At 68.7% G+C, this 22,607-nt stretch carries 17 protein-coding genes; 5 read left to right on the plus strand and 12 right to left on the minus strand.

Annotated features, from left to right (window positions below; all coding sequences use genetic code 11):
* Position 1: 1 nt before the first annotated feature.
* The 4 genes from KBZ12_RS01865 to dapF all read right to left on the minus strand — a co-directional run bounded on the left by KBZ12_RS01865 (position 2) and on the right by dapF (position 3,603).
* Positions 2-526 carry a DUF4330 domain-containing protein gene (locus KBZ12_RS01865; RefSeq protein WP_254955978.1) on the minus strand — a complete coding sequence of 175 codons (525 nt, stop codon included), beginning with the start codon at positions 524-526 and terminating at the stop codon, positions 2-4.
* A 65-nt stretch (positions 527-591) separates the two neighbouring features.
* On the minus strand, positions 592-1,281 hold the full coding sequence (locus KBZ12_RS01870) for a DUF1995 family protein (RefSeq protein ID WP_254955979.1): 690 nt from the start codon (positions 1,279-1,281) through the stop codon (positions 592-594).
* Positions 1,282-1,307: 26 nt separating this feature from the next.
* Positions 1,308-2,492 (minus strand): cysteine desulfurase family protein, encoded by a 1,185-nt coding sequence (locus tag KBZ12_RS01875; RefSeq protein ID WP_254955980.1) that lies wholly within the window; start codon positions 2,490-2,492, stop codon positions 1,308-1,310.
* Positions 2,473-3,603, minus strand: coding sequence for a diaminopimelate epimerase (dapF, locus tag KBZ12_RS01880; protein WP_254956029.1), 1,131 nt, complete (start codon positions 3,601-3,603; stop codon positions 2,473-2,475). Before dapF ends, KBZ12_RS01875 begins: the two co-directional genes overlap by 20 nt.
* Before the next feature lie 43 nt (positions 3,604-3,646).
* Here dapF and KBZ12_RS01885 point away from each other — a divergent pair, with 43 nt between their 5' ends.
* Both KBZ12_RS01885 and leuS read left to right on the plus strand, forming a co-directional pair.
* Positions 3,647-3,886, plus strand: a complete 240-nt coding sequence (locus KBZ12_RS01885; RefSeq protein ID WP_254955981.1) for an Hfq-related RNA-binding protein — start codon at positions 3,647-3,649, stop codon at positions 3,884-3,886.
* 45 nt (positions 3,887-3,931) lie between these two features.
* Positions 3,932-6,562, plus strand: coding sequence for a leucine--tRNA ligase (gene leuS / locus KBZ12_RS01890; protein WP_254955982.1), 2,631 nt, complete (start codon positions 3,932-3,934; stop codon positions 6,560-6,562).
* Here leuS and KBZ12_RS01895 read toward each other — a convergent pair.
* Both KBZ12_RS01895 and KBZ12_RS01900 read right to left on the minus strand, forming a co-directional pair.
* Entirely contained in the window at positions 6,546-6,722 is a 177-nt protein-coding gene (locus KBZ12_RS01895) for a hypothetical protein (protein WP_254955983.1), read from the minus strand. The two genes, leuS and KBZ12_RS01895, sit on opposite strands and share 17 nt — an antisense overlap.
* Positions 6,723-6,810: 88 nt before the next feature.
* Positions 6,811-8,412 (minus strand): glucose-6-phosphate isomerase, encoded by a 1,602-nt coding sequence (locus KBZ12_RS01900; RefSeq protein WP_254955984.1) that lies wholly within the window; start codon positions 8,410-8,412, stop codon positions 6,811-6,813.
* A 353-nt stretch (positions 8,413-8,765) separates the two neighbouring features.
* Here KBZ12_RS01900 and KBZ12_RS01905 point away from each other — a divergent pair, with 353 nt between their 5' ends.
* On the plus strand, positions 8,766-9,458 hold the full coding sequence (locus KBZ12_RS01905) for a helicase DnaB (RefSeq protein ID WP_254956030.1): 693 nt from the start codon (positions 8,766-8,768) through the stop codon (positions 9,456-9,458).
* 33 nt (positions 9,459-9,491) lie between these two features.
* Here the strand turns inward: KBZ12_RS01905 and KBZ12_RS01910 are convergent, their stop codons facing one another.
* The 3 genes from KBZ12_RS01910 to KBZ12_RS01920 are packed head-to-tail and all read right to left on the minus strand — an operon-like array spanning position 9,492 to position 12,452.
* A complete protein-coding gene (locus KBZ12_RS01910; RefSeq protein WP_254955985.1) occupies positions 9,492-10,370 on the minus strand; it encodes an N-acetylmuramoyl-L-alanine amidase in 879 nt (292 codons plus the stop codon).
* Complete coding sequence (locus tag KBZ12_RS01915; RefSeq protein ID WP_254955986.1) at positions 10,367-12,115, minus strand: M61 family metallopeptidase; 1,749 nt, start codon at positions 12,113-12,115, stop codon at positions 10,367-10,369. Before KBZ12_RS01915 ends, KBZ12_RS01910 begins: the two co-directional genes overlap by 4 nt.
* The gene (locus KBZ12_RS01920) at positions 12,108-12,452 is read right to left on the minus strand and encodes a DUF1257 domain-containing protein (protein WP_254955987.1); all 345 of its coding nucleotides are present in this window, start codon (positions 12,450-12,452) and stop codon (positions 12,108-12,110) included. Before KBZ12_RS01920 ends, KBZ12_RS01915 begins: the two co-directional genes overlap by 8 nt.
* Positions 12,453-12,459: 7 nt before the next feature.
* Between KBZ12_RS01920 and purN the strand changes: the two genes are divergently transcribed.
* Complete coding sequence (gene purN, locus KBZ12_RS01925; protein ID WP_396100441.1) at positions 12,460-13,119, plus strand: phosphoribosylglycinamide formyltransferase; 660 nt, start codon at positions 12,460-12,462, stop codon at positions 13,117-13,119.
* Here purN and argC read toward each other — a convergent pair.
* A complete protein-coding gene (gene argC, locus KBZ12_RS01930; protein WP_254955990.1) occupies positions 13,110-14,174 on the minus strand; it encodes an N-acetyl-gamma-glutamyl-phosphate reductase in 1,065 nt (354 codons plus the stop codon). The two genes, purN and argC, sit on opposite strands and share 10 nt — an antisense overlap.
* 131 nt (positions 14,175-14,305) lie before the next feature.
* Between argC and ribBA the strand changes: the two genes are divergently transcribed.
* Positions 14,306-16,033 (plus strand): bifunctional 3,4-dihydroxy-2-butanone-4-phosphate synthase/GTP cyclohydrolase II, encoded by a 1,728-nt coding sequence (gene ribBA, locus KBZ12_RS01935; protein WP_254955991.1) that lies wholly within the window; start codon positions 14,306-14,308, stop codon positions 16,031-16,033.
* Between the two features lie 379 nt (positions 16,034-16,412).
* On the opposite strand, the gene KBZ12_RS01940 is transcribed toward ribBA, so the two are convergent.
* Together KBZ12_RS01940 and KBZ12_RS01945 are read right to left on the minus strand one after the other, a co-directional pair.
* Positions 16,413-21,683 (minus strand): FG-GAP-like repeat-containing protein, encoded by a 5,271-nt coding sequence (locus KBZ12_RS01940; protein ID WP_254955992.1) that lies wholly within the window; start codon positions 21,681-21,683, stop codon positions 16,413-16,415.
* Positions 21,684-21,931: 248 nt separating this feature from the next.
* Positions 21,932-22,603, minus strand: a complete 672-nt coding sequence (locus tag KBZ12_RS01945; RefSeq protein WP_254955993.1) for a trans-aconitate 2-methyltransferase — start codon at positions 22,601-22,603, stop codon at positions 21,932-21,934.
* Positions 22,604-22,607 lie beyond the last annotated feature (4 nt).

Here is a 22,607-nt window from a genome sequence, read left to right on the forward strand (position 1 = left end):
CTCAGGAGGCTCCCAGTTTCAGGTCCGTGACAGTGCCGTTGAAGCGGAAGTTGGTCCCCTCCAGTTCCACCGGGGTACCGATCTTGATCGTCTGGTTGCCGAACACAACCCCACCGGAGGTGCGACGCCCCTGGCCTTCGAGAACGAAACGGCCGTCAAAGGTGCTGAAGGTCTTCTGGTTGGGATCGGGGGCGCTCACCACTTTCCCGCCGGGGGTGAGGGTGGAGATGATCCGGTCGAAGGGAAGGATCTGCTTGACCACCACGCTGCCGTGGGGCTGGTTGCGGATCACGATCGCCACCTTGCCCTCGGTGCGGGCCTGTTGCAGCAGCTCCAGCGGTGCCGCCGCAGGGGCACCACGCACATCCACCATCACGGTGACGGGCTCGAGGGCGCCGGTGGCCTGGGCCACCGCACCGCTGAGACGGGGACTCCAGATCACACCCCCGATCGCCAACAGTGCCGCAGCGGCAGCGCCGAGGTCGACGAGGCTCCAGGAACGGGATCGGGGCGAATCGCTGGGCATGGGCACCTGAAAGCCAGCGCGAAGTGTACGCAGCCTTTCCGGGATGCACCAGCCGGGCCGGCCGCTCAGTTCTGCAGATCTTCGAGCATCTGGCCAAGGGCCCGCAGGTTGCTCCCCAGACCCGCCTCCTGGCGGCCGCTGAGGGCCAGGTCCTGCTGCTCGGCATCGGGTTTCTGCTCGAAGCTGGCTGCCAGCCGGTAGCCGTCGGGGTCGAGCCGGTAGAGCTCCCAGTCGCCCGGGTAGGCGCAGCGCAGGGCCCGGTCCGCCTGGGGAAGCAGGGCATAGGCGGACCGCCAGCCGGCCAGGAAGCCCTTGCGGCGCTGACGCGCCACGCTGCCAATCCCGATGGCCGCATCCTCCAGGGACGAATTGAGCAGCACAACGGCGCCGGCGTGGCCGCCACAGACCGCTTCCACCAGCTCGTACTCGGCCTGGCTGGCCCCCGCCAGCAGCAGCACACCCGTGGAGGGGACCTCCTGCTGCAGCCGGCGCTGGTCGGAGAAGCTGCCGAGGTGATCGGACAGGGCCGGAGCATCACGGCGGGCCAGGGCCGTGGCTCCGGCATCCGGGAACAGCAGGCGCAGGTCGGGCCGCTCGCCCACCAGTCTCTCCAGCAGGCGCAGCACCACCGGCAGCAGCCGCAACCCTTCAAAGCGGAACTCCACGGTCCAGCGACCATTGGATCCGGCCGCCAGGGCCGCCTGCAGGGCCTCGAAGGCCTCGGCTTCGGCGGTGCGCAGATCGGCGGGCAGCATCGGCGTAGGTCAGGGCTGTGCGGACCTTACCCAGGTGCTGAGGAGACGCTGCGGCAGGCCTCCTCCAGCGCCGCGGGCAGGCCGGCCAGATCGGCCGGGCTGAGCCAGGGTCCCAGGCTGAGGCGCAGGCCGCTGGCGGCCTCCTCGGGGCTGTAGCCCATGGCCAGCAGGACGGCACTGGCGCCCGAGGCTCCGCCACTGGTGCAGGCCGATCCGCTGCTGACGGCATAGCCCCGACGGGCCAACTCCCGCACCAGCCGGCGTCCGGACAGCGATCGGCCGTCCGGATCCGCCACCAGCAGGCTGATGTGATGGGGCAGGCGCCCGCAGGGATCGTGCGGAGCCGGCCCGCTGAGGCGCAGCCCTTCGAGCGGCACCAGCGTCTCCAGCAGTTGATCTCTCAGGGGGCCGATGGGATCCGCGCCGCCGTGGGCCGCCAGCCGCCCCCTGGCCAACGCCAGGGCCGCCGCGAACCCCGCCACCAGGGCCACGGGCTCGGTGCCGCCGCGGCGGCCCCCCTCCTGCGCGCCGCCGATCAAGGGCTCCAGCTGGAGCCCTTGCCGCACCAGCAGGGCGCCGACGCCGCGGGGACCCTGCAGCTTGTGGGCCGCGCAGCTGAGCAGATCAACAGGCAGCTGGCTGAAGTCAACGGGGTGGTGGCCCACCACCTGCACCGCGTCCACATGCAGCAGCACGCCGGCCTGGCGGCAGAGCCGGCCGATGCTGGCGATCGGTTGCAGGGTTCCCACTTCGCTCTGTCCCCAGAGGATCGACACCAGTCGGGTCGGCGGCACCAACAACTCCTGGAGGGCCTCCAGGTCCACCACACCACGGCGATCCACCGGCAGTAGCTGGCTCCGCCAACCTCTCCTTCCCATGGCGGCGGCGGCCGCGTAGCTGGCGGGATGCTCCACCGCCGAGAGCAACACCCGCCCGGGCTCCAGGGTGTTGGCGCAGCCGATCAGGGCGGTGTGAATCGCTTCGCTCCCCCCCGACAGGAGCACCAGCTCCTGTCGGCCGCAGCCCAGCTGTTGCGCGATGGCCTGACGGTCCCGCTCCAGGCGGTCCGCCGCCGCCAGGCCGAAGCCATGCAGGCTGGAGGGGTTGGCCCAGGCCTGCCGATGGGCCTGGGCCATGGCCTCGAGCACCTCCGGCGCCGGGGGGCTGGTGGCGCAGGCATCGAGGTAGACCTCAGGGGTGGGCGGATTCATCGCGGCAGAGGCGGCCCCGGGTGCGGGATTCCAGGGACTCGCCAGCCAGAGCCACCAGATCATCGAGGGAGCGACCCTCCAGCAGGGCCGTGACCCGGGCGCGGGCGTCGGCACTGGCACAGGCCTCAGGGCGGAGGCAGCCGTTGACGCACAACGTCGCGCAATCCAGGCCGGACTGGGCCGCGGAAGGCTCGGTTTCGACAGGGGCCGGTGGAGTCACCTCCAAGGCAACAGGGGCTTCAGCGACATCCTCGAGCAGGGAGGGGGCCACCACCCCGTCGAACACCGCCTCGGCCGGGCCGGTCATGAACACGTGGCCGCTGGCCTCGTCCCAGTGGATCTCCAAGGGGCCGCCGGGCAGATCGAGCCGGGCCTGGCGATCGGCCAGACCCAGCAAATGGCAGGCCACCAGGGTGGCGCAGGCGCCGGTGCCACAGGCCAGGGTGGGCCCGGCACCCCGCTCCCACACCCGCATCACCAGGTGGTCGGGGGCGATCACCTCAACGAAATGGACGTTGGTGCGGGCCGGAAAGGCCTCGTGCACCTCCAGGGCGGCACCCAGGCTCTCCAGATCGATCGCCGCCACGTCATCCACCGGCACCACGGCGTGGGGATTGCCCATGCCGGCGGCCGCCACGGCCAGGGGCTGGCCCAGCACCTCCAGCAGGCCCACCGGCAGCCCCTCCTCCCCGACATCAAGGGCCGTGGGAATGGTCTCCGGAGTCAGGAACGGGGCGCCCATGTCGACACGGATGCGGCCGTCTTCGGCCAGGGCCGGCACGATGCGACCGGCCAGGGTCTCGACCTGCCAGCGCCGGGGGGCGACGTCGCCGTCACTGTCGGCCAGGAAACGGGCCAGACAGCGGATGCCGTTGCCGCACATCTCCGGCTCGGTGCCATCGGCATTGAAGATTCGCATCCGCAGTTCACCTCCCTCCTGCGGCGGCAGCGCCAGGATCACCCCATCAGCGCCGACCCCGAAGCGACGGTCGCAGAGCCGCCGCACCCGCTCGGGGGTCAGTCCGAACGCGTCCTCAGGGTCCCCTAAGCTTCTGCCGTCAAGCAGCAAGAAGTCATTCCCTAGACCCTGGTATTTGCTGAATTGGAGCACGTGTCGCACTGTTCCGTAAGTCCTGGATGTTGATGTCGATCCTATGCAGAGTTTCTTTGAGCGACGGGGCCCCAGGCTCGACACGACGCTGCCCAGCGTGCGCCACGTTCAGGAGCTGATCCGCATCCGCACCCCGGTGAATGTCGTCCTGTTGTGCGGTCAGGAATGTGCTGGTGTGATCCGCTGGCAGGACAGCCATTTTCTGGCCATGAGCACCGAACCCGGCACCCCGTTGCTGCTGATCAGCCTGGCGGCCATCGCGTCGTTGCGCGCCCTCAGCTGAGCCGCCCATGGGCTGTGACACGATCACATCCACCCCATAGGGCCCGTGACAGAACCCTCCCGCTACCGTCCCGAGACGATCGAGCAGCGCTGGCAGCTGCAGTGGGAGCAGCTCGGGCTGCACGCCACTCCTGAGCTGAGCGGCGACAGCGGCGAGGCCTATTACGCCCTGTCGATGTTCCCCTACCCGTCGGGGAGCCTGCACATGGGCCACGTGCGCAATTACGTGATCACCGACGTGATCGCCCGGGCGGCCCGGTTGCGGGGTCGGCAGGTGCTCCACCCCATGGGCTGGGACGCCTTCGGTCTGCCGGCGGAGAACGCCGCCATCGAGCGGGGTGTCGACCCGGGGGACTGGACCGACCGGAACATCGCCCAGATGCGCGAGCAGCTCAAGCGCCTCGGTCTGTCGATCGACTGGGACAGGGAAGTGGCCACCTGCCACGCCGACTACTACCGCTGGACCCAGTGGCTGTTCCTCCAGTTCCTTGATGCCGGCCTGGCCTATCGCAAGGAGGCGACGGTCAACTGGGACCCGATCGACCAGACGGTGCTGGCCAACGAGCAGGTGGATGCCGAAGGGCGCTCCTGGCGCTCCGGCGCCCAGGTGGAGAAGCGCCGGCTGCGCCAGTGGTTCCTGAAGATCACTGCCTACGCCGATGCCCTGCTCGATGATCTCCCCTCCCTGGAGGGCTGGCCGGAGCGGGTGCGCACCATGCAGGCCAACTGGATCGGCCGTTCGCTTGGGGCCGAGCTGACCTTCACCACGGAGAGCGGTGCCGCCATCACCGTCTTCACCACCAGGCCCGACACGATCTACGGAGCCTCCTACGTGGTGCTGGCGCCGGACCATCCCCTGGTGGCCACGCTGACCACGGATGACTGCCGCCTTGCCGTGACCGCGTTCTGCGATCTGGTCAGCCGCCAGAGCGAGCAGGAGCGGACAGCCGAGGACCGGCCCAAGCGGGGCGTGCCGATCGGCGCCTGGGTGCGCAACCCCGCCAGCGGCGAAAGGATTCCCGTCTGGATCGCCGACTACGTCCTGGCCGACTACGGCACCGGTGCCGTGATGGGCGTTCCGGCCCACGACCAGCGCGACTTCACCTTTGCCCGCCAGTACGAGCTGCCGGTGCTGCGGGTGGTGATTCCTGAAGGCTCCGACCCCCACGCCTACGAGGGCCAGGCCTGGACCGAAGCCGGTGTGCTGATCGAGTCCGGTTCCTTCGACGGGCTGACCACCGCCGAAGCCAAGTCGGCCATCGTCGCCTCGGCCGAGGAGCAGGGCTGGGGCCAGGGACGGGTCCAGTACCGCCTGCGCGATTGGCTGATCTCGCGCCAGCGCTACTGGGGCTGCCCCATTCCCGTGATCCACTGCGAGAGCTGCGGTGTGGTGCCGGTCCCCGAGGAGCAGCTGCCGGTGGAACTGCCCCGGGACATTCCCCTGAGCGGCAAGGGGGGGACCCCCCTGGCCAAGTTGGAGTCGTGGGTGAACGTGCCCTGCCCCACCTGCGGCGCGCCCGCCCGGCGGGAGACCGACACGATGGACACCTTCATGTGTTCCTCCTGGTACTACCTGCGCTACAGCGATCCCCACAACCGGACGCGACCCTTCGGGCGCGACGCCGTCGACCGCTGGTTGCCCGTCGACCAGTACGTGGGCGGCATCGAGCACGCCATCCTGCACCTGCTCTATTCCCGCTTCTTCACAAAGGTGCTGCGGGACCGGGGCCTGCTGGGCTTCTCCGAGCCCTTCGCCCGCCTGCTCACCCAGGGCATGGTGCAGGGCATCACCTACCGCAACGCCCACACCGGGCAGTACGTGGCGCCGGCCCAGGTGGCCGACCCCAGCGACCCCCGCGATCCGATCAGCGGCGAGGTGCTGGAGGTGTTCTACGAAAAGATGTCCAAGTCAAAGCACAACGGCGTCGATCCGGCGGTGGTGATCGACCGCTACGGCGCCGACACGGCCCGCATGTTCATCCTGTTCAAGGCGCCTCCGGAGAAGGATCTGGAGTGGGATGACGCCGATGTGGAAGGCCAGTACCGCTTCCTGCAGCGCCTCTGGCGCCTGGTGGACGGGGCCCACGGCCGGGGCCTGCGCCTGGCTGGGCCTGGGCTGCCGTCGACGCAGGAGCTCGATCCCGCCAGCTTCAGCGACGGCGAGCGGCAGCTGCGGCGGGCCGTGCACACGGCCATCGCCGCCATCAGTGAAGACCTGGAGGGGGAGCTCCAACTCAACACCGCCGTCTCGGAGCTGATGAAGCTCAGCAATGCCCTGGCCGCCCACCTGGAGGGGGCCAGCCCGGCGGTGAGCTCCGAAGCCCTCGCCACCCTGCTGATCCTGCTGGCCCCCTTCGCGCCGCACCTGGCCGAGGAGCTCTGGCAGAAGCTCCATGGCCACGGGGATGGAGATGGGGCGAGCGTGGCGGCGGCGGCGAGTGTCCATCGCCAGCGCTGGCCCGCCGTGGATCCGGCCGCCCTGGTGCGCGACACGATCCCACTGGTGATCCAGGTGAAGGGCAAGATGCGCGGCAGCCTGGAGGTTCCCGCCGACGCCGATGCGGCCACCCTGGAGCGCCTGGCCCTGGAGAGCGAGGTGGCCCAGCGCTGGCTGGAGGGCCAGCCCCCCCGGCGGGTGATCGTGGTGCCCGGCAAGCTCGTCAACCTGGTGCCCTGAGGGCGGCCGCGTGGTGGCGCAGGTGGTCGTCGATGAAGCTGGCGATGAAGACGTCGCTGTGGTCGTCACCCTCCTGGTATCGCAGCTGCAGCGGGTGCCCAGCCGCCTTGGCCGCCGGTCCCGCTCCGCCGCTGAGGCGAGCAGAAGCGTGAGGTCCCAAGCGGCCCAGGCCCCTTGATCCGCTCCCAGGTAAGCCCCGAAGGCCTTCTGGCCCCCTCGGTGGCCTCCAGCGGCTGACCGGCGGCCCCTCAGGTGTGCTGGAAGATCAGCCCGTCGGGCTTCCCCCAGTCGCCTTTCGCCCCATAGCCCCGATCGTTGGCGCAGAGGTGACGCAGCAGCCAGAACACCGGCTCCACCGCCTCCAGCTCCAGTTCCGCCTGGATCGCGGCCAAGGTGCGGGGTCGGCCATCGGCGAGCAGCCCCTCGACCCGGCCCTGCACGGACAGAATCCCGGCGGCCGCCAGCTTGCCGGCTTCCACCCCCGGCTGGTGGTAGGCGTTGACGTTGACCAGTTCTCCGTAGAGCCCCACCGCCCGCTCGAACAGGCCGATCAGGGCCCCGAGACCCCGTTCATCGAAGCGACCCAGGGTGATGGTGATGCTCTGGCGGTCCTGCTCGGCCAGCGCCGCCCGGGTGCCCTGCAGGAAGCCTTCAAGGAAATCGGCAGGGCATTCGCCATCGATCGTTGGGATCTCCGCCGGGTCCTCCAGCACCTCGATGAAGGTCACGAAGAAGTTGTCGAGTCCATCGCGCAGTTGCTGCACGTAGGCGTGCTGATCGGTGGAACCCTTGTTGCCGTAGACGGCGAGGCCCTGGTGCACCACCTCACCGTCCCGGTCGAGCCGCTTGCCCAGGGACTCCATCACCAATTGCTGCAGGTAACGGCTGAACACCTCCAGCCGGTCGCGGTAGGGCAGCACCACCATGTCGCGGCGACCGCGGCCGCCACCGGCCACATGCCAGGAGGCCGCCAGCAGGGCCGCCGGATTGGCGCGCAGGTCGGTGACGCGCGTCAGCCGGTCCATCGCGGCGGCCCCCTCCAGGAAGCCACGCAGGTCGGCGCCGATCAGGGCGGCGGGCAGCAGGCCGACGGCACTGGTGATGCTGGTGCGTCCCCCCACCCAATCGAACATGTCGAAGCGCCGCAGCCAGCCGGCGGCCTTGGCCTCCTGATCCAGGTGGCTGCCGGCCATGGTGATGGCTACGGCCTGGGCGCTCCAGTCGCCACCGGCCGCCACCACCCGGGCCCTGGCCTGCACCATGCCGAGGTGGGGTTCGGGGGTGCCCCCCGACTTGCTGACCACAATCACCAGGGTGCTGGTGAGCCGTTCGCCCAGGGCGGCCAGGGTGCGGGCCATGCCGTCGGGGTCGACGTTGTCGAAGAAATGGAAGGGCAGGCCCCTGCCATGGCGCTGCAGAGCCCTGAGCATCAGCAGGGGGCCCAGGCCGGAGCCGCCGATGCCGATCCAGAGGACATCGGTGAAGGGCCCACCGCCAGGCGCCGTGACCGTGCCCGTCAGCACATCCTTGCCGAAGGCGTCGAGGCGATCCACCTCGGCGGCGATGGCGGCTGCCACCGCTGGATCGGGGGCCAGCTCCGGGGCCCGCAACCAGTAATGCCCCACCTGGCGCCCCTCGTCGGCGTTGGCCATGGCACCGGCCTCCAGGGCCTCCATGGCGTCGAAAGCGCGGGCGAAGGGAGCCTCAAAGGCCTCCAGATCCCCCTCCTCGAGGGCCATGCGGCTGACGTCGAGCCAGAGGGAGAGGTCGGGATCGTGCCAGAGCAACTGGCGGAAGCGCTCCCAGAGGGCGACGGAATCGTGGCCGTTCAACGGCGGCAGCGGGGACATGGCTCCTGGGACGCCGTGACGGGCCCCTGAACCGTATCCATCCGCCTCCACGTTCGGCAAGCGGATCCGCAGATGCGGGTCTTCTGCCACAGAGTCCAGCGGCGAGAGCGCCCCTGATGCAGGGACAAACCGGATGGGTTCGTTACAATTGTTCTAAAGACAAGTTTTTTTGCTTGCTGTCCCGCCCCGCAGGAACTAATCCGCCTCGCTCAGCGCCCCTGCGCCGGCGGCTTCTGCTCGTCCTGCAGGGGGCTTCACTGCTGGGGACGATCGGGCTGTGTCTGGCCCCCTTGCTCCACCAGCCCCAGCCCCGGGGCCACACGGCTGTGCTGCTCACGGATGGGGAACGCGGTGTGGACGCCTTTCCCCTGATCAGCCCCTCCACCAGCGAAGGCCTCCGGCCGGACCCGATCGACTTCAGTCCAGAGGAACTGAGGGAGCTCAACCGCCGCTTCGGTGTCCACGGCCCCCAACCCCGTCTGGCCCAGCTCTTCACCGAGGGCATCGACCAGCTCCTGCCCCTCCGCACCCATACCCTTGGTCGGCTCGAGGAGCTCCGGCCGGTGATCCTCAGCGAAAGCCACCGGCACCACATCAACCCGATGCTGGTGACCGCCGTTCTCTTCGACGAACTGCAGCACGCCAAGCCCGGCGAGGACCATCCCCTGGCGGCCCGCAGCGGCCTGTTCAGCACCCACGGCCCCGCCCAGCTCAGCCTCGGCGAACTGGTCAAGCAGGGCCTCCTGCCGGCGAATGCCACCCAGGAGCAGATCGAGGAGGCGCGCATGGAGCTGCTCGATCCCGACCGCAACGTGCGGCTGCTGGTGGGCAAGTTCGTGAGGCTGAAGCACGCCCTGGGTCTGTCCGACCGGTCCCTGCTGATGGCCAGCACGTCCCCCGCGGACGCCAAGGCGATGGCCACGCTGGCCTACCTGCACAACGGCAAACTCGATTACCCCGCCCGGGTCCTCCGCTACATGCAGGACCCCGAACTGCACGCCCTGATCTACGGAAGCCGCAAGCCGATCACCAGCCCGCTGATCTGACCTGGCGCTCGGGAGCGCCCGACACCCAAGCCATCAGCAGAGAACCCCGATCGCGGCCAGGCGCACCTGCAGCTCGCGCCAGTCGAAACTGCGGGGATCCATGCGTTCCCCGCCCAGATCCACGTGCTGGTGGGTGGTGATGTTGTTGGCCGGAATGCTGAAACGACGCATCCAGCGGCCGAGAACGATCGCCAGGGCGTCGTACTGGGCGGGGGTGTAGCCGCTGTGGGCGGGGTCCTGGTCCTCCCCGTCGATGGGGGTCTCGAGGCTCAGGTGCAGGGAGAAGTTGTTGATCGACCCTCCCACCTCCGGATTGGTCACCACCCAACGGCCGTTGAAGGCGGAATTGCCGGACCCGAAGGCCCGCTTGGAAGGATCGAGCACCTCCACCACCCGGCCGTCCAGACCGATGAGGGTGTGGTAACTCACCTGGTCCTCGTCGCGGGGGTGGGGCGTCATGAACGTGTTGATCGCCGAGTTGATGCCGTAAACGGTCTCGTGCAGCACGACGACCTGGGGGGTGGGATCCAGCGGCTGGCCGAAGACATCCTGACGAAAGCGCTCGCCGTAGTTGCTCGGGTCGATGCGCAGCCGGATGATCTCGTAACGGAGGCGTTCGGCCAGGGCGAGCAGGCGGCCCCGCAGCAGGGGATCCGCCTGGCAGGCTCCCCCCAGGGGGGCGCGCCAGGCCGCATGGGGCGGCGGCAGGGCCTTCCCCGGTGCGGACGGCTGCCGCTGGCCGCCGGCGCCCGGGGACTGGCGCACCTCCTCCAGCAGATCGAGCAGGGAGGCGCGACCCCCGGCATTGCCCGGGGCGCCGAACAGGTCGCGGCCCAGCCAGGTGAGTCCGCCGATGCTCAGCACACCGGCGCCGGCCAGCGCCAGTACCAGGGGTCGCAGGGAGGCACTCATGGCTGCAACGACAGCCAGCGCCGTCGGTTCAGCCCCGTCTGGTCACTCACCAGCAAGGGATCGATCACCAGCTGCCAGCTGGCCACTGCAGGGGGCTCGGGCAGCAGAACGGTGCTGCGCACCCGGCCGTCACGGCAATAGAGCAACTCCCGCTCTGCCGGGGTCCTGGTGGGGCCGATGGCCAGGCTGAGGTCGTCCGGCCGCCGCAGCCGCAGACCATCGAGGGCCAGCAATTCATCGCCGGGCTGCAGGCAAGCCCGTTCGGCCGGGCCGTCCCTGTGCACCCGCTTCAGCTGCATCGGCCGGTCCGCGGCGTCCTCCAGCAGCCAACCGAGGAAGGGCTCGGTCGCCGGCTTCGGCACCAGGGCCAGGCCCACGTCTGCGAGATAGCCGCTGAGGTCCGGGTCTTCGGTGCTCTCCAGCCAATGGGGCAGGAGCTCGGCCAGGTCGGCGGCCTGGTCGGCGAAGGCCGCCACCAGGTCGTCGTTGTGGTACCCCCGGCCCCAGGTCCCATGGCTGCGCCAGAGCGCCCGCAGCACCACAGTCAGGCACGACCCCTGTCGCCGCAGATGCAGGTCGAGCATCAGGGCCACCACGGCCCCCTGGAGGTAGTAGCTGATCTGGCTGTCGGCGGAGGAGGCGTCCTGCCGGTAGAGCTTCACCCAGGCTTCCTCGGCGCTCTGCCGCAAGCCCTGCACCCGGCGCCCGGGGGTGAGCAGGTAGCGGCTGAGGTCGGCCCCCAGGTCCTCCAGCAGGTCGGCTTCCGTGCCGATGCCGGCCGTCAGGGGCAGCAGCAGGTCGAGGTAGGAGGTGACGCCTTCGGCAAACCACAGACCGGGCACGATCGTGGCCCGGTCGTAGTCGATCGGGGTGAGCTCGGCGGGCCTGAGGCGGCGCACATTCCACTGGTGCAGATATTCATGGGCCACCAGTTGCAGCAGCTTGCGGCGACCCCCTGAGGCGGCCAGGGCCCGGCGTCCGAACTGCAGCACACAGCCGTGGTCGTGCTCGAGCCCTCCATAGGCCTCGCCCTGCTGATGCAGCACGAACAGATAGTCGTCGCTGGCGGGGGCCGGCTCGTCCATCAGGCGGCAGCAGGCCAGGGCGACCCGCTCCACATCGGCGAGCCAGAGGGGATCGAGGGCGGGCAGGTCGGCGCCCCAGGTGACCCAGCGGTGCGGGACTCCGGCAACGCTGAAGCGGTGACACGGGTGGGGACCGGCCTCGACGGGACTGTCGATCAGCCGGTCGAAGTCGGCGGCGATCCAGGCGTTCTCGCCAACGCTGGGGAGGGGAACGAAGGCCTGCCATCCCTCGGGCAACGCCAGCTCGAGCCGATGGGGCTGCCAGCGCTCGCCGCTCAGCTGCAGGACCACGCCGGCCAGGGCCAGAAAGCCGTGGTCGGCACTGAGGTGGCAAGTGCGCACGCTCAGCTCCGTGGCCTGGAGGCGGTAGCGAATCACCAGTGGCGCCAGGTTGGTGAGCTCCAGACGCCAGCAGGCCTCGCTCGCCCGCTCGCTGGTCACGGGGATCCCCCCCTGGTGCACCTCCAGGGCCTCCAGATGGCGGACATAGTCGCGGATCAGGTAGGAGCCCGGCGTCCAGGCGGGCAGGCGCAGTTCCGGCTGCAGGTAACGCGGCCTGACATGGAGCGTCACCCCGACCAGGTGGCGGTGGGGTTCACGCAGATCGAGCTGAACGGTCGGCCCGGCGGCCGGATCACGAAGGGGTGGATCGTCAGACACGGAGCTCAATCGACGCCGTGGGGAGGGCCAGGCTGGCGTCCTGGAGGGCCGCTCTGGCGGCATAGGCCCGGGTGATCCGGCCCAGCAGCCGTTGCAGGCCGGTGTTGCGGCTCAGGCGCTGAAGATCGCCCACCACGGCCAGCGATCCATCCGACTGCCGAACCCATCCCAGGCCCTCTCCATCCTTCAGCTGCAACTGCAGTGTCACCGCCCGGCGTTCGCCGCCGAAGCCGACGAGTTCACCACCACGGCACCAGGGGAGGTTGAGAGAGGAGAGGGTGTCCGCCAGGACATCGGCATCCCGCAGCACGGTGGGCAGGATGGAGAGATGGGACATGGACGCAATGCCCGATTCCGCTGACCATAGCGATCCCGGCGGGACTCTCCAGTGGCCATTGCCACAGCCGCTTCAGGCCAGGGGGGCCCCACTGCGACTGGCGGTGATGGCCTCCGGTGAAGGAAGCAACTTCGAAGCCCTGGTGGCGGCCTGTGCGGAGGGGCACCTGCAGGGCCAGGTGGTCGTTCTGGCGGTGAACCGCGAGGGCTGCGGCGCCCAACGCCGGGCCGAACGGCTCGGCATCCCCTGCCAGGTGATCGACCACCGCCTCCAGCCGTCGCGGCAGGCCCTGGACGAAGCCCTGATCGCCCTGTTCCGGGGGCACCGGGTCGATCTGGTGGTGATGGCGGGCTGGATGCGGATCGTCACCCCCGTGCTGATCGACGCCTTCCCGGATCGACTGGTGAACATCCACCCCTCCCTGCTGCCCAGCTTCCGCGGCGCCGACGGGGTGGGGGAGGCCCTGGCCGCCGGGGTCACCCTGGCGGGCTGCACGGCCCACCTGGTCAGTGCCGAAGTGGATGCGGGCACGATCCTGGTGCAGGCGGCCGTGCCGGTGCTGGCGGGGGACGACCACCAGCGGCTCCACGCCCGCATCCAGCAGCAGGAGCACCGGATCCTGCCGCTGGCCGTCACCCTGGCCGCCCTGCGGCTGGATCAGGGATAGAACGGCAGCAACGGCAGCCCGGTTCCCGCGTCGAGGCCGCTGAGCAGGTTGAGGCACTGCACCCCCTGGCCGGCCTGGCCCTTGACCAAGTTGTCGATGGCGCTCATCACGATCAGCTGGCCGGTGCGGGGGTCGACCTGCACCGACAGCAGGCAGCGGTTGGTGTTGCGCACCCACTTGGTGGAGGGGTAGGTCCCCACCGGCAGCACCTGCACAGTGGGGCTGTGGCGATAGGACGCCTCGAGCAGGGTCGTGCAGTCCTCGGCCGTCAGTCCGGGGTCCCGCAGCCGCCCGTAGACCGTGGCCAGCAGGCCGCGCACCATCGGCATCAGGTGGGGGGTGAACTGCAGCTGGATCGGTTGGCCTGCCGCCTGGGCCGCCAACTGTTCGATCTCGCTGGTGTGCCGGTGGCCAACCACCCCGTAGGGAGCAACCGCCTCGGCGGCCTCGGCCAGCAGCAGGTTTTCCTTGGCGGCCCGGCCACCGCCGGAGGTGCCCGTCTTGGCATCGATGACGATGCCACCCGTCTCGATCAGACCCTGCTCAAGGAACGGCAGCAGGGCCAGCAGGCTGGCCGTGGGGAAGCAGCCGGGGGCCGCCACCAGGCGGGCCTTGCGGATGCGCGCTTCAGCCACCTCCACCAGTCCGTAGACCGCCTCCTGGCAAAGGTCGCCGTCCTGGCGGGACGCCTGGCGGGCTTCGGCGGCATACACCTCCTGCCACTGGTCCAGGGAGCGGTAGCGGTAATCAGCCGAGAGATCCACCACCTTCACGCCCCGCTGCAGCAGATCCGGCACCAGACCGGCCGCCAGGCCATTCGGCAGGCTCAGCACAGCCAGATCGGCGGCGGCGGCGATGGCGTCCGGGTCCGGCGAGCGCACCACCAGGTCGTCCTCCAGGGGCAGGAAGGGCACCAGTTCGCTCCAGCGCTTGCCCGTGCTGCGCTCCCCGCCCAGAAAGCTCACCGTGAGATGGGGGTGGCCCTGCAGCAGCCGGAGGGTCTGCAGTCCCCCGTAGCCGCTGGCACCGATCACCGCAACGCGCTGTCCAGCCATGCGGAACGCAGAAGAACGCTGGATCGTACCGGCAGCCTATAAATAAGGTTCGATCCCTTCAGGGTTCGGCCACGTCCATCGCCTCGTCCATCGCCCATGGGGGCGCAGGTCTTCCTTTTCCTTTCCGTCCCTTGACCGTCCTGTCCGGCCCCCGTCAGTCCACGGGCCTTCACTTCGATGCCATCGCCGATGCCCTGGCGGCGATCCGCAACGGTGAATCGATCGTGGTGGTCGATGACGAGAACCGTGAGAACGAAGGTGATCTGATCTGTGCGGCCCAGTTCGCCACACCCCAACAGATCAATTTCATGGCCACCGATGCCAGGGGGCTGATCTGCCTGGCCATGGAAGGGGAGCGACTCGATGCCCTGGATCTGCCCCTGATGGTGGATCGCAACACCGACAGCAACCAGACCGCCTTCACGGTGAGCGTGGATGCGGGGCCGGAGCGGGGGGTGAGCACGGGCATCTCGGCGGAGGACCGGGCCCGCACGATCCAGGTGGCGATCCACCCGGACTCGCGCCCCGCCGACCTGCGCCGCCCCGGCCACATCTTCCCCCTGCGGGCCCGCCAGGGCGGGGTGCTGCAACGGGCCGGCCACACCGAGGCGGCCGTCGACCTGGCCCGACTGGCCGGGCTCTATCCCGCTGGCGTGATCTGCGAGATCCAGAACGCCGATGGCTCCATGGCCCGCCTGGCCCAGCTGGCCGACTACGCCCGCCACCACGGCCTGCGGCTGATCAGCATCGCCGACCTGATCCGCTACCGCCTCGACACCGAGCGCTTCGTGGCCCGCCAGGCGGAGGCCACCATGCCCAGCAGCTTCGGCCAGTTCCGGGCCATTGGCTACCGCAACGAGCTCGACGGCAGCGAGCATGTGGCGATCGTCAAGGGATACCCGGAGCACGGCAACGGCCCGGCGCTGGTGCGGGTGCACTCCGAGTGCCTCACGGGGGACGCCTTCGGCTCCCTCCGCTGCGACTGCCGCCCCCAGCTGGAGGCGGCCCTGCGCATGATCGAGTCGGCCGGAGAGGGGGTGGTGGTCTACCTGCGCCAGGAAGGGCGCGGCATCGGCCTGGTCAACAAGCTCAAGGCCTACAGCCTCCAGGACGGCGGTCTGGACACGGTGGAAGCCAACGAACGGCTGGGCTTCGCCGCCGATCTGCGCAACTACGGCGTCGGGGCCCAGATCCTCAGCGACCTGGGCGTGCGGCGGCTGCGCCTGATCACCAACAACCCCCGCAAGATCGCCGGGCTGGGTGGCTACGGACTCGAGGTGGTGGATCGGGTGCCCCTGGTGATGGATCCGGGTATCCACAACGCCGCCTACCTGCGGGTGAAGCGCACCAAGCTGGGCCACCTGATGGAGGCGGAATCCCATGGCCTCACGGCGGTGCTGGGCTGGCACGGCCCCCACGATCCCCTGCTGGGGGCGAGCCGACTGGAGGTGCTGCGGGACTGGGCCCGGCGCAAGGGGCTGCTGCTGGAGCGCGAGGAGGATCCCCGCCTGCTTGCCCTGCTCGACGGCCCCGGGCTGTCCTTGCTGCTGGCGGCCCACCAGTCCCGCCAGCTCACCGCCGCCGACCTGGCCGGTCCGCTGATGGAGATGGCCCGTTGGCAGGGCACCTCCGGGGTGAAGCTGCTGCTAGCGCCGGATGCCCGGCGCAAGGGCCATCCGAGCATCGACCTAGAGCCGGAGCGGAGGTCGCTGGCCGATCTTGTTCCCCCGGGCAGTGGCGTCTCCACCGTGCCTGGACGGGCCGAGGGCGTTGATTCCGACGCGAGCACGAGCACCGGAACCACCCTGACCTGCCCGCTCCTCAACCTGACCCCCGGAGCCTTCATCGTCTGGGCCTGAGCAGGCGCTTGTCGGGTCCAACGGTGCACACCCCAAACTTTCCCTCCATGGCCAAGGCGCAGGGGCCTGCTGGAGTGCGGGACTCCCGGCAGAGCAGATGGGGGCGACGGCATCCTGGAGGCGGGCCAAGTAGAGCCAGCTGAGCCAGTCGCCAGCGCAGAGCTCCAGCCAGGAGCTGAGCTGCTCCGCCCAGGCATGACCAGCTGCTCCAAAGGGATGCAGCAGCAATGGCTCATCGCCAGGGCCCACTGATGCGACCGCTTGGAGTCGTGGCTCCCATTCAGGTTTCAGGCGCCGCACTTACCGGGCGGCATACCCGTGTTGGTGTACAAGGCCAGCGCTGGCGTAGTGCTGGCAGAGTGCCAGCCAGGCGTTGGGGTCAAGGAAGCCCGCTCACGCTGACATTGCTACCCACCAGCAGCTGATCGAAGCCGAGGTTCCAGACGTTGTAGGTACCCAAAAGCCCTGCAGTGGTTCCATCGAAGCTGATGGTGCCGGCAAGGGTCCAGGTGCCATTGGTGACAGTAAGACTGTCGCCGGCATCGCCGCTGATCACCAGTTGCCGGCGCCGCTCGGTGGCCGGCAGGGCATAGGTGCCGCCGCTGCGGCCGAAGCCGGCGGCGGTGCTGGCGTTGAGCCAGTTGAAGCCGGTGATGTCGTCGACGTCGCGTTTGGCGAGCGAAAGGCTGTTGTTGCCGCTGCCGGTGAGATCAAAGATCTCGATCGAGCTGAGGCGTGAGGAGTTGTTGGTGTTGACGGCCGATTGGTTGGCGACGCTGGCGAGGTTGAAGGAGAGGCCAGCCCCATCGAAGGCGATGGTGTCAAAGCCGGTGCCGCCATCGACGCGGGCGAGCTGGGTGGTATTGCCGCCGCTGCCGAAGGGACTGGCGAGGGGGGTGAGGTTGGAGGAATTGAGCACAAAGCGATCGTTGCCGGCGCCGCCGTAGAGCACATCGGCACCGCCGCCACCGATCAGGGTGTCGTTGCCGCCATTGCCGACAAAGGTCTCAGCGGCGGCGGTGCCCGTGAAGGTGTCGTTGCCGGTGCTGCCGAGCTGGTCCACGGCGGTCTGGGCGAAGGCGCCGGTGGTGGAGCCGAAAATCACGTAGCTACGGCCGGCGGCGCTGCCTGCGGCGGGATCGCTGAAGCGAGCTCCGACGAGCAGATCAGCGAGGCCATCGCCGTTCACATCGCCGGCAGCGGCGACGCTCCTGCCGCTGAAGTCGCCGACGCACTGGCCGTTAATCACGAAGCCGCCGCTGCCGGCGGCGACGGCGGAGAGATCGATGGTGGTGGTGTTGGTTTTGCCGAACACTACGTAGGAGCGACCGGCAAATTCACCGTCGCTCGGGCCACTGAACTGGGCCTCGCTGAGATGGGCGCCGATGATCAGATCAGCAAGGCCATCGCCATTGATGTCGCCGGCCGTGGCAACGCTGCTGCCGCTGTAATCGAACCCGCATTCGCCATTGATCACGAAGCCGCCGCTGCCAGCGGCGATGGCGGAGAGGTTGATGGAGCTTGTTGTGGTTTTGCCGAACAGCACATAGCTACGTCCTGCATTGGTGCCCGCCGAAGGATCGCTGGTTGGAGCGCCCACGATCAGGTCAGCCAGGCCATCGCCATTCACATCGCCGGCACTGGCGACGCTGTAGCCACTGCGATCGTTGGCAGCCTGGCCAATGATCACGAAGCCGCCGCTGCCGGCCGCGATGGCGGAGAGCTGAATGGCGCCACTGCTGGCTTTGCCAAAAACCACATAGCTGCGGCCGGCATCGTTGCTATCCGAGGGATTGCTATCGCGCGCGCCGACGATCAGATCGGCGCGGCCATCACCGTTCACATCGCCGGCACTGGCGACGCTGTAGCCACTGCGATGGTTGGCAGCCTGGCCATTGATCACGAAGCCACCGCTGCCAGCAGCGATGGCGGAGAGGTTGATGCCAGTGGTGTTGGTTTTGCCGAACACCACATAGCTGCGACCAGCTTGACCGCCAGCCGCTGGATCGCTGTCGGGAGCACCAACGATCAGATCAGTGAGGCCATCGCCGTTCACGTCGCCGGCACTGGCGACGCTGAAACCGCTGTAGTCATTGGCACACTGGCCATTGATCACGAAGCCGCCGCTGCCAGCAGCGACGGCGGAGAGCTCAACGGCGTTTGAGGAGGTTTTGCCAAACACCACATAGCTGCGGCCAGCTATGGCTTCCGCTGCTGAATCTTCGAAGCGTGCCCCCACGATTAGATCCGTAAGGCCATCACCGTTCACATCTCCAGCATTGGCAACGCTGCTGCCGCTGTAGTCGTCACCAGACGGGCCATTGATCACGAAGCCGCCGCTATCCGCCGCAATCGCAGACAGATTGATGGCGGTGGTGTTTGTTTTGCCGAATATCACATAACTGCGGCCCGCATCACCGCCAGATGCAGGGTTACTGCCAGGAGCACCTACAAGGAGGTCGGCGAGGCCATCGCCGTTCACATCGCCTGCACTGGCGACGCTAAAGCCGCTGTAGTCGCCGGCGCATTGCCCATTGATCACAAAGCCGCCGGAGCCGGCGGCGATGGCGGAGAGGTCGATGAAGGCATCGTCGTTGCTGATGGTGCCAATCACCGGTGCTGGGGTGCCGATGGTGTAAGAGGTGCTGGCGACGAGGGTGAGGGCGACGGTCTCATCGGCCTCGATCCTGCGATCGGCGCTGGGATCCACGGTGACGGTGGCGGTGGCCGATCCAGCCACGAAGGTGACGGTCTTGGTGGTGCCTGAGGTGCTGATGCCGGTGTAATCGGCCGGATCGCTGACGGCTGCCGCCAGCCTGGCGGTGCCAGCAACGCTGTACCTCACTGTGAGGGCACCGGTGGTGGCACCGGTGCGACTGAAGGTGAACAGCAGATTGGCGGCGCCGTCTTCTGTCACCGAATCTGGGGAAACGGCCAGGGTGATGGTGGGCGGCGGGGTGATGGTGGCGGTGATGGCGCTGTTGACAATCAGCTGTGAGAGACCGGTTGTGCTGTTGAAGACGTTGAAGGTGGAGCCGGCGAAGGCACCGGTGCCGTTGAGGGTGCCGGCGTTGATCCAGAGGCCGTTGGAGGCGGTGAAGGCGTCACCGGCGTTGCCGCTGATCAGCAGCTGATGGCGCCGCACGGTGGCAGGGAGGGTGAAGGAGCCACTGGCGAAGCCGAGGCCAGCGGCGGTGGCGTTGTTGAGCCAGCTGAAGCCGGCGAGATCCTGGATATCGCGCAGGGCCAGGGAGAGGGAATTGTTGCCGGAGCCGGTGAGATCGAAGGCCTCGATGGAGGAGAGGCGAGAGGCGTTGGTGGTGTTGGAGGCGGACTGATTGGCGACGAGGCCAAGGTTGAAGCCGAGTCCGCTGCCGGCCAGGGCGATGGTGTCGAAGCCGGTGCCGCCATCGACGCGGGCCAGCTGGGCGGTGTTGCCGCCCAAGCCGAAGCGGTTGCTGAGGGCGGTGAGGTTGGAGGCGTTGAGCACAAAGCGATCGTTGCCGGCGCCGCCGTGGAGCACATCGGCACCGCCGCCACCGATCAGGGTGTCGTTGCCGGCGCCGGCGGCGAAGGATTCGGCGGCGCTGGTGCCGGCGAGGGTGTCGCTGGCGGCGGTGCCGAGCTGATCAAAGAAGCTGCCGAGGAAGGCGCCGGAGGTGGCCCCGAAGATCACATAGGAGCGGCCCAGACCGCCGATGCTGCCGCGGGCGCCGACGATCAGATCGGCAAGGCCATCGCCGTTGAGATCACCGGCGGCAGCGACACTGAAGCCGTTGAGGTCGCTGCCGAATTCCGCGTTGATCACGAAGCCGCCGCTGCCGGTGGCAATGGCGGAGAGGTTGATGGCGTTGCCGGAGGTGTTGCCGAAGACCACAAAGGCACGGCCGTTGCCACCAAATCCTGTGCGGGGTGCACCCACGATCAGATCGCCAAGGCCATCGCCATTCACATCGCCCGCAGCGGCGACGCTGGTGCCGCTGCGGTCGTTTGCAGCGGCACCGTTGATCAGGAAGCCGCCGCTGCCGGCGGCGACGGCAGACAGATCGAGGGGTGCGGAGCTGGTCTTGCCGAAGACCACATAGGAGCGGCCGGCGTTCGTGCCAGCGGTGGGATCGCTTTCAGGAGCGCCGATGATCAGATCGGCGAGGCCATCGCCATTCACATCCCCGGCCGCCGCCACACTGCGGCCGGTTTCTTCGTTGGCGGTGGTGCCGTTGATCACGAAGCCGCCGCTGCCGGAAGCGACGGCGGAGAGGTTGATGGCAGTTCCGCTGGTCTTGCCGAACACCACGTAGCTGCGGCCGGCATTGTTGGCCGTGGTGAGGTTGGGATCGCCAACGGGTGCGGCGACGATCAGGTCGGCGCGGCCATCACCGTTCACATCGCCGGCGCTGGAGACGCGGAAGCCACTGTTGTCGTAGGCGGCCTGGCCATTGATGACGAAGCCGCCGACACCAGCTGAGATGGCCGAGAGGTTGATGGCGGTGGTGGAAGTCTTGCCGAAGACCACATAGGAGCGCCCGCCGTTGTTGTTGGGTTCTGGACCTGACGTGGTGGGGTCACTGTTGTAGGCGCCGATGATGAGATCGGTAAGACCATCGCCGTTCACATCGCCAGCATTGGCGACGCTGTAGCCGCTGAAGTCGTAGCCGGCCTGGCCGTTGATCACGAAGCCGCCGGTTCCTGCCGCAACAGCCGAAAGATTGATGGCGGCGGTGCCGGTTTTACCGAAGACCACGTAGGAGCGGCCGGCACTGGTGCCGGCGAGGGGATCGCTGGCGAAGGCACCCACCAGCAGATCGGCGAGGCCATCGCCGTTCACATCCCCAGCGGCGGCCACGCTGCGGCCGCTCTGGTCGTAGGCAGATTGGCCGTTGATCACAAAGCCGCCACTGCCGGCCGCAACGGCGGAGAGGTTGATGGGGGCGGTACCGGTTTTCCCGAAGACCACGTAGGAGCGGCCGGCATTGGTGCCGGCGGGGGGATCGCCGTACAGGGCGTTCACGATCAGATCCTCGAGGCCATCGCCGTTGACATCGCCGGCGCGGGACACGGAGCTGCCGCTGTTTTCGGTGGCCTGGCCGGTGATCACGAAGCCGCCAGTGCCGCCCGCGATGTCGGAGAGATCGATCGATCCCGGGGCGGCGGCCTCGATCAAGAGGGCGGAGCTGTCGACCTGGATCCAGCGCTGGTCGTTTTCGGAGGCGGTGGAAGCGGACGGGGTGAGGCCGCGGATCAGGGCGGAGAAGCGCTCGCCCTCATCGCCGGGGGAGTCTTGGCTGCCGTTGAAGCGGAGATCGAGGGCATGGCCGAGTTCCTCGAGCAGCACGGCCTCGATCTGGGGGGCGCTGGCGGTGGTGAGCCAGGAGCGGTTGAGAAAGATCGTTTCCGCCCCGTTGGGGCCGGCTGGGGCGTAGCCGCCGAGGGCGCCGGCCATGGTGGGCCCATCGAGCAGGGTCAGCTCCAGGCGCAGGGGGCTGCTGGTGAGGCTCTGGCGCAGGGCGGCGCTGCGCGCGGCGTCGGCCCCGTAGACCTCAAGCAGCAGGGCGTGGAAGCCGCTGCTGTTGCTGAACCACCGCTCCAGACGCTGGTGGGCCAGATCGAGGGCCTGGAATAGCCCAGCTGGGTCGCTGGGACCGGAGGCCAAGGCAAGCGTGACGGCCAAGAGATCGGGATATGGACAACAATTAGTGGATAATATCTCCCTTCTTCTGGTTGGGGATCCAGGCTTGGTTGAGCTAGATGTCCTTTCTTCTTGGAGATTGACTGGGGCTAGCGACTACCCTCCTGAAATCCGACCACGACCAGGGGCGAGGGTCCATCGAGCCAGGTGTCATTCCGGCTGTTCCTGCGTTCGCGGCCGTGGCGCTGCACTGCCTCACCGCCTCCACTGCCTCAGCGCCTCGTTGCCTGGATCACCAGCTGCAGGGGGCGGGCATCCCGCATCGCCCGCTCCGGATCGGCGCCCAGGGCGGTGGCGAACTGGCGGATCTGCTCCAGCACGGCAGCTTCCGCCGGATGGGGAAAGATCCGCGGCTGGCAGTTGAGAACGCGGAAACCGCAGTCTGCAAAAAGCGAGAGCATGGTGGTGGGCGTGAACCAGCGCAGGTGGGTGCGATCGAGCACGCCGCTCTCCTCGTACACGAACTGCCCCAAGCAGAGCCGCGCCTGCACGCTCCAGTGCTGGGCGTTGGGGATGCAGGCGCAGACGCTTCCCCCCGGCGGCAACAGGGTGTGCACCCGGCGCAGCACCTGCCAGGGATCGCGCAGGTGCTCGAGGCTGTCGCCGAAGATCCAGCAGTCGGCATGAAGGGCCTGGGGCGGCGGCTCCTGGGCCAGCATCTGCTCCACATCCCCCACCAGCACCTCCTGGCAGTGCTGACGGGCGGCTGCCGCGTAGGTGGGCTCGATTTCGATGCCGAGCCAGTGGGCGGCAGGGTGGCGGCCGCGGTACGCCCGCGCCAGGGCTCCGGTGCTGCAGCCCACCTCCACCAGCCGCTCCACAGCCGGCAGGATCGCCAGCAGATCGGGATTGGCCTGGTCGTGGGCGGGGGTCTGGGATGCCATCGCG

The sequence above is a fragment of the Cyanobium sp. Cruz CV13-4-11 genome (assembly GCF_024346055.1).
Lineage (GTDB): Bacteria > Cyanobacteriota > Cyanobacteriia > PCC-6307 > Cyanobiaceae > Cyanobium.

Excerpts from the sequence above, each read along its gene's own strand:
- KBZ12_RS01865 (WP_254955978.1), bottom strand. The coding sequence starts at position 526 with ATGCCCAGCGATTCGCCCCGATCCCGTTCCTGGAGCCTCGTCGACCTC.
- KBZ12_RS01870 (WP_254955979.1), bottom strand. The coding sequence starts at position 1,281 with ATGCTGCCCGCCGATCTGCGCACCGCCGAAGCCGAGGCCTTCGAGGCC.
- KBZ12_RS01875 (WP_254955980.1), bottom strand. The coding sequence starts at position 2,492 with ATGAATCCGCCCACCCCTGAGGTCTACCTCGATGCCTGCGCCACCAGC.
- KBZ12_RS01885 (WP_254955981.1), top strand. The coding sequence starts at position 3,647 with ATGCAGAGTTTCTTTGAGCGACGGGGCCCCAGGCTCGACACGACGCTG.
- KBZ12_RS01900 (WP_254955984.1), bottom strand. The coding sequence starts at position 8,412 with ATGTCCCCGCTGCCGCCGTTGAACGGCCACGATTCCGTCGCCCTCTGG.
- KBZ12_RS01910 (WP_254955985.1), bottom strand. The coding sequence starts at position 10,370 with ATGAGTGCCTCCCTGCGACCCCTGGTACTGGCGCTGGCCGGCGCCGGT.
- KBZ12_RS01920 (WP_254955987.1), bottom strand. The coding sequence starts at position 12,452 with ATGTCCCATCTCTCCATCCTGCCCACCGTGCTGCGGGATGCCGATGTC.
- purN (WP_396100441.1), top strand. The coding sequence starts at position 12,460 with ATGCCCGATTCCGCTGACCATAGCGATCCCGGCGGGACTCTCCAGTGG.
- argC (WP_254955990.1), bottom strand. The coding sequence starts at position 14,174 with ATGGCTGGACAGCGCGTTGCGGTGATCGGTGCCAGCGGCTACGGGGGA.
- KBZ12_RS01945 (WP_254955993.1), bottom strand. The coding sequence starts at position 22,603 with ATGGCATCCCAGACCCCCGCCCACGACCAGGCCAATCCCGATCTGCTG.